The 6,646-nt window shown below is 32.2% G+C and carries 5 protein-coding genes; all 5 read right to left on the bottom strand.

Going from position 1 to position 6,646, the window contains the following annotated elements; all coding sequences use genetic code 11:
- Positions 1-142: 142 nt before the first annotated feature.
- Positions 143-586: a hypothetical protein gene (locus tag BD809_RS15460; RefSeq protein WP_148783892.1), complete on the bottom strand. Its 444-nt coding sequence runs from the start codon at positions 584-586 to the stop codon at positions 143-145.
- Positions 583-780: a hypothetical protein gene (locus tag BD809_RS15455; protein WP_148783891.1), complete on the bottom strand. Its 198-nt coding sequence runs from the start codon at positions 778-780 to the stop codon at positions 583-585. The genes BD809_RS15460 and BD809_RS15455 overlap by 4 nt, the downstream gene beginning before the upstream one ends.
- Positions 781-1,474: 694 nt before the next feature.
- A complete protein-coding gene (locus tag BD809_RS15450) occupies positions 1,475-2,179 on the bottom strand; it encodes a hypothetical protein (RefSeq protein ID WP_148783890.1) in 705 nt (234 codons plus the stop codon).
- 687 nt (positions 2,180-2,866) lie between these two features.
- Positions 2,867-3,979, bottom strand: coding sequence for a hypothetical protein (locus tag BD809_RS15445; RefSeq protein ID WP_148783889.1), 1,113 nt, complete (start codon positions 3,977-3,979; stop codon positions 2,867-2,869).
- A gap of 238 nt (positions 3,980-4,217) precedes the next feature.
- Positions 4,218-6,326 (bottom strand): reverse transcriptase domain-containing protein, encoded by a 2,109-nt coding sequence (locus BD809_RS15440; RefSeq protein ID WP_148783888.1) that lies wholly within the window; start codon positions 6,324-6,326, stop codon positions 4,218-4,220.
- Between the last annotated feature and the right edge of the window lie 320 nt (positions 6,327-6,646).

Genomic DNA, 6,646 nt, shown 5'->3' with positions numbered 1-6,646 from the left:
TTCTGTTAAATAGGTTTCACCTCACGCAGATCTATAGAAATACATATCAAACCCCATACTAAGGAATATCGACCCGGTTTAGTCAACACGGCCTGCATGCTCGGTCGTACCGACCGCATGAATGCTTAGTTGTTAGCACCTTTTATTTTGATTTTGTTTCTGGAAACCACCACCCTTCGTGTTTATGTCTATATTCTTTTCCTCTATCATCAGTAATGATAATTTCACATTCAAATGGACTTTCAATATACTCTGTATTTACTGAATAAGGCCTTGTCTTTTGTAGGTCAAATTCAATTGTCATTGTTGCCGAACTTACATAACCCATAGTCGAACCGCTACTTTCTACTAAGGTCGGAAACCACTTATTCCAATGCTCAATTGACGATTTAATTTGGTTGGTTAAAAGTTCGATCGGTTCCGCTCTGTTTCTTAAAATGTCAACTGTTAGCTTATTGCATTTTGTTTTACGAGCCTGCTTCAATAAATGCCCCATGAAGTAGTCATCATTTATGTAGTTCATTAGGCTAATAAATGAATGCCCAAAGTTATGAGATACACTTTTTAATGGTTTGTGGCTTGTCATTCAATTACAATTTTTTCGATTGAAGGTTTGTCAACTCCTAAAAGTTCTAAAATTTTCTTCGCTTTTGTTTTATCGCCAATTAGTGCTTTGTCAAATTCGTCCATAAGCCCACAAGCATATAATCGTTCATTAACTGTCATTCCACCAAGCCTATCAACTATATCAATTGCTTTTATTATTTCTTGATCTGTCATTATTGGTGGTCTTGTTCTAATTGGTGCGTAGAGTAGAGCCTGATAGTCCTACTCCTATTTTATCTGTTAAAGATATAAATATTCTAGAACTATCAGTGCACCCTTCATCAAACCGTACGTGAACTTTTCGCTCATACGGCTTACCGATAGTGTTCTTCATTGCGCTTTCAAAAGTGTTTTTAAGCGAGCATATTTCTCTATGTTCAATAGTTGTCTAAAGAACAAAGTGTTACCCTTACTTAAAGGTCAATTAACAGAAAAACCAGCAATAAAAAATAAACCAGCATTACAACATCGCAGGTGTCCAAACTGTAAGAAAGGAATACTGGTAACGGTGCACACTTTTGGTAGCAGAGGACCGCCAAATCACTGGCTTAAAAAGATAAACAGAAAACATAATGTCCCAAAAAGTAACACCCTTGTCGGGTAACGGGATACTTATCACTAAAAACAAAAGAAATATCAAAAAGAGGATACAATCGCGTTATAAAATCATCACAACTTCTATAACAAGTAGAAAGAGACGTTCATAAAACCGCAAGAACAAGGTATGTTGAACATGTTCTACATCTTCTAAATCTATAGAAATACATATCAAACCCCATACTAAATAATATCGTCCCGGTTTAGTCAACACGGCCTGCATGTTCGGTCGTACCGACAACATGGATGCTTAGTTGTTGTGTGCAGTTTTTTATATTCCATTTCTAATTTTCCAATTACTCATTGTTGTCGGATGTTCATTGTCGACAGGATAATTCCGATTTACAAAGTCCAACTGTTTTGGTGTTAGCAAGACAAACATTCCGTCATTTCCGCAATTTATTGGATAAAACTGCTCGTCCGAATTTTGTCGTCTTAATTCAGCGTTCAACATTTCTATAAAATTCACATAAGCAATTCCCCAATCCAAGTCGGAAAATTGTCCGTTAAATGCTGTGTATTCAATTCCGTTCAGTTCGATTGTGTGTTGCCAACTATTTTGGTCTTGTTCGCTTTTTTCGTTTGCGTAATCTAATTCCAGTCCTAGTTTTTCAAAAGTCGGTTTAACTTGAGCTAAATATTCTATTAATCCTCCAATCTCAAAAAGTTCCTCACAATCTACCCAATGATAGCGATTGTCCATAAAATTCAGCGTTTCTCCTCGCGTTGGTCCTTGAAAGAAATTTAAGTCGGAATATGCTTTTTCAAAGTCAGTCTTAACTGTGTCTAATTCAGTTTCGCTGGTCAGATTGAAATAACCTAATTTTTCCAATTCCGCAACAACTTCTTTCCCACTTAATTTTTTCTGAATTACTTTCTCTGGATTTGGGTTTTTGATTTTTGAAACCGCATTATTCTTTTTGGAATTACAAGCCCAAAAAGTGCAAAGAATTATGATTAGAAAAATATGTTTCATTGGTTTGGTCAAATTGCACAGTAGAGTAGAGCCTGATAGTCCTACTCCTATTTGTATCTGTTAAAGATATAAATATTCTAGAACTATCAGTACCCCCTTCATCAAACAGTACGTGAACTTTTCGCTCATACGGCTTACCGATAGCGTTCTTCATTGTGCTTTCGAAAGTGTTTTCAAGCGAGCATATTTCTCTATATCCAGTAGTTGTCTAAAGAACAAAGTGCTACCCTTACTTAAAGGTCAATTAACAGAAAAACCAGCAATAAAAAATAAACATCCCATACAACATCGCAGGTGTCCAAACTGTAAGAAAGGAATACTGGTAACGGTGCATACTTTTGGTAGCAGAGGACCGCCAAATCACTGGCTCAAAAAGATAAGGAGTAAACATACTGCCCCAAAAAGTAACACCCTTGTCGTGTAACAGGATACTTATGACCAAAAACAAAAAAAATATTAAAAAGAGGATACAATTACGTTATAAAATCATCACAACCTCTATAGAAAGAAGAAAATGGCACTCATAAATCGGTAAAGAGAACTTCTGTTAAATAGGTTCCACCTCACGCAGATCTATAGAAATACATATCAAACCCCATACTAAGGAATATCGACCCGGTTTAGTCAACACGGCCTGCATGCTCGGTCGTACCGACCGCATGAATGCTTAGTTGTTGTAAGTAGTACTTATTCACCTTCTTTCAATGGTTTTAAGACTAATTCATCTATTATTTCATATTCTTTATCTCCCCAATGACTATCTCCTGGGATAGCAGGAACTTCTAACCAATGAGTAACTTCTCCGTTGTCTAAAACTTTCTTTTTAGGAAATAGTTCTCCTCTTTGATTTTTCTGTATTGACTCTAAAGTTTCATTTAATTCATTTATAGACTTGTAGTCACTAACAATCAATGAAATCAGATTAAACAATCCGACTAGAGCGTTGTCAACCTTTTCTTTATTTAGTTGTTTACCATTATGAATAAAATCATTTCTGGTTTTACGAGCGAAGTTTAAAAGTCTATAAACTTCTAATGGAATATACCCTTTTTGAAACAATACCTCTATTCGTGTAGATGTTGTCCAACTTCTAAAATCTTTTAAGAAGTCTTTTCTTCCTTCAACTATTCCATTAATTTCCTTATCAATCACTTGGGTTTTCCATATTTGATTGACCAACTGCTCAATAGAAGTCCATAAAAATATAAGACTTTCAGACCATTGGTTTCTAACATAATGAGATGTGCCATCAAGTAGCATATTTGGTGAAAGATTTTTTATTTTCTCAAAAATCAGTTCCCCTTTTTTATAACTATCCTGTAATTCAGTAATAGTTATTGAATTAGGTTCTAATAGTTTAATTGCGTCCATTGTTCCAACAAGTTTATTTCTTATTGATTTATGGAAACCAGCAACAAGTCCAGAACTTCCTCCGTGAATTTTTATATAACCATCAAAAAACAGAGTTCCAAATGAAATATTATCAGGCTGAACAGATTCAGAATAGATTCCTCCAAGTAATAATATTCCTAATGTTTGATTAAATTTTGCCAAAGAGTCTTCTTTGTTTGAAAACTCTTTAGTCGCTGGTAATACTAAACTTCCGTCAAATCCAATACCAAGTGATAGAGGTGCAATACCAATATCTATAAATGTTGACATTCTATTTAATTTGACATAATCATAGTCTTTACCATTGATTTGCTCAAGTGAAGGATTCCAGATATCAGTTTCTCTTACTATAATCCTGAAAGGTTTACAATTTCCTATTATTATTGGTGTATGATTATTACTTTTCAATTTAAGTTATGTCGGTTTTTGGGTATTACTTACAACGGCTTCGGCTATGATTAGTGCGGGATTTAATAAGCGATTAATTTCCGATTAAGCACTTAGCCAAAACTTTTTATTTTGTTTTAATTTTTTCATTTTCAAAGCCAAATCAAAAAGATTTGGCGGACATTATAAAAATACACTAAACTTTGGATTAAGCACCAAAACCCGTATTAATTATAGCCAATGTTGTGGTGTCGTTTTTTTAGTATTTACGATATAAACAAATTTCTTTTAAAGATTCAATTTGTTTACCGTGTAATTTATTTAATTCGTTTTTATCTATTTTAACTCTAACTTTTCCGTATTTGTCATAAGGATGAGCTTCAGTTTTTTGATTTCGTTTAGAATTTATTTCAAGCCAATATCTATTTGTTTTTGGAAGCTCTTCATTAATAATTCTTGCATCTAAGTTTACTCCGAACTCATTTGCTGGCTTATTTATGTTTAAGCGTTCACATATTTTGTCAAAGCATAGGTTATTAAAGGTATTTAAGTTCAAAATTGAGATTGAAGGTTCACTATATCTAAACTTTTCATAAGCAAGAAGAGATTCATTTAAGACATCATAAATTTCGTCATTATCCCAAATAGTTCTATTGAAAAATGTTTCAGGATTTGGTATGTTGTAGACGTTTTTTAAAGTTTGAATAATATAATCTTCAAAGGCTCCACCTTTAATTCTTTTTACATAACTGTTATAATCATTATTTGCTTCTAACCCGATAAATATACTCAAGTTACGAAGTGACAGGTATAAGCCTTGTAGAGCGAGTAAATCCTTTTTGTTTTTTAATAATCTAATTGTGAACAGTTTTTTGAACGTATTGTCAGTAGATGAAATAAACTTATAGTCATTTATTTTTCTCTCTATAAAATAATTACCACCATTTTCAACTAATAATAGCTCGAACAATTCATTTTTTTTATTGTGATATAACCAGTCAATCATATAATACCTAACAAGCCAATTTCTATTTCCTTTAGAGATATATTTTTCAAATATTTTTTCGTTAAACTCAATATTAGGAAACCATTTGAATATTAAAGCTGTTAGATGGTGAAATAATATATCTTCATCAGTCAACACTGAATTCAGGAACGATAGAACATCTGCAGAGTTTTTATAGTGCTTTTGTAAGTAAAATAAAATTCCCTCAAATTGAGTTAGAAGTAATTCATAATTTAAAATTATTATGTCTTTTACTTCCTTGTCTTTATTCAATTTAAAAAGCGAAAAACCTATTATAGTTTTATCTAAATAGTCTTCCTTTCTTTTATTATCATCAATCTCAAAGCAATCAAGGAATCGCTTTTTTAATTGACGATGAGTTTTAGCTTTTAGCTTTTTTGAAGATTTACCGTCAGTTTCTTTTAAGTACTCTTTGTTTATCGCAGAAAATTTATTGTTTTGAACTTTTAGCTCTTTTTTAATATCAACTACTTCTTTCGTAAATATTTTACCTCCTTGAGGAATAAGTCCTAAATCTCTAGAAATTAAGTCTAGAGCAGCTATTGCTTTTCTTGATACTTTTTTGTCTTTGCTAAAAATTCTTATATCATCAACATATCTTAAATACTTAATTTCTAGCTTACCTTTTGTTGTGATTTCGTCATCAAGATAAATTAAATATAAATCAGCTAAAAAAGCTGAAGCGAGTGGTCCTTGAGGTATTCCGTGTTTAGAAATAAAAGTTTTATGATTGAAGTCTCCTGTCCAAGTTTCTAGACAACTATCCAATAAATCAATTACAGAATCTTCAATACCATAGTTCTTTTTTAGGATTTGAAATAAAATACTATGGTCAATCGTGTCAAAAAAGGATGCAATGTCAAACTCGGATAAGTATTTATATCCTTCTTCAAAATATTTTATTGAACGTTCACTAAATTTTTTCCAGCTTTTTTTCCAGGGTTGAAAGAAGAATATTTTGTCTACTTCATTAGTGCTTGACGGATTTACAATATTTCCAAAAATTGTATTTCCATATAATGGTGCAATTTTATCATATGCTGAATCTGCAACTATGTTTACTATCGCTTGATATACTAATAAATCTGTGAATTTAAGCATTGAAAGGGGGCGAACTAATTCATTCTTTTTTGGAATAAATATTTTGTGTGCCCTTTCTGGTTTGTATGTTTTCGTTTTTAATTGCTCAATTAAAGTCTGAATGTTTGATTGTAAAAATGTCTCAAAAATTTTTAAATCAGAATAATAGATACTCTTGTATAAATTTCTTTGAGCTGTTTTTAATCTATAAAAAGCTAATTCAAAATTCTCTAGAGTTAAGAGTTTATCGTATTGATTCATTCAGTTTTTTGTAGTTTTTTAGGTCGGTTAAAATGCACCACAACGGTTTAGCTAAGCGTAGTGCGGAAGTAAGGAAACTTTTCGTTTCCGTCTGCGCACGAAGCTAAAGCTTATTGTTTTGATTTATTTTTTCTTGTCCAAAGCTAAATCCATAAGATTTAGCGACATGATAAATATACACAGACCTTTCGGTTTCGCCCTAAAGTCCGCATTACGTTTAGGTTTTGTTGAACTAAACCTAAAGGTAGCTTTTTGATTTTAATTGTATTAGCTACCTTTAGGAGAGGTTAAATATATAAAGCTTGAAATTATGAAAAAAA

The organism is Aquimarina intermedia (assembly GCF_008124785.1).
Taxonomy (GTDB): domain Bacteria; phylum Bacteroidota; class Bacteroidia; order Flavobacteriales; family Flavobacteriaceae; genus Aquimarina; species Aquimarina intermedia.
Note: the sequence above shows the minus strand (reverse complement) of the source record. Positions and strands in the feature narration are given on the sequence as shown.

Excerpts from the sequence above, each read along its gene's own strand:
- BD809_RS15450 (WP_148783890.1), bottom strand. The coding sequence starts at position 2,179 with ATGAAACATATTTTTCTAATCATAATTCTTTGCACTTTTTGGGCTTGT.
- BD809_RS15440 (WP_148783888.1), bottom strand. The coding sequence starts at position 6,326 with ATGAATCAATACGATAAACTCTTAACTCTAGAGAATTTTGAATTAGCT.
- BD809_RS15460 (WP_148783892.1), bottom strand. The coding sequence starts at position 586 with ATGACAAGCCACAAACCATTAAAAAGTGTATCTCATAACTTTGGGCAT.
- BD809_RS15455 (WP_148783891.1), bottom strand. The coding sequence starts at position 780 with ATGACAGATCAAGAAATAATAAAAGCAATTGATATAGTTGATAGGCTT.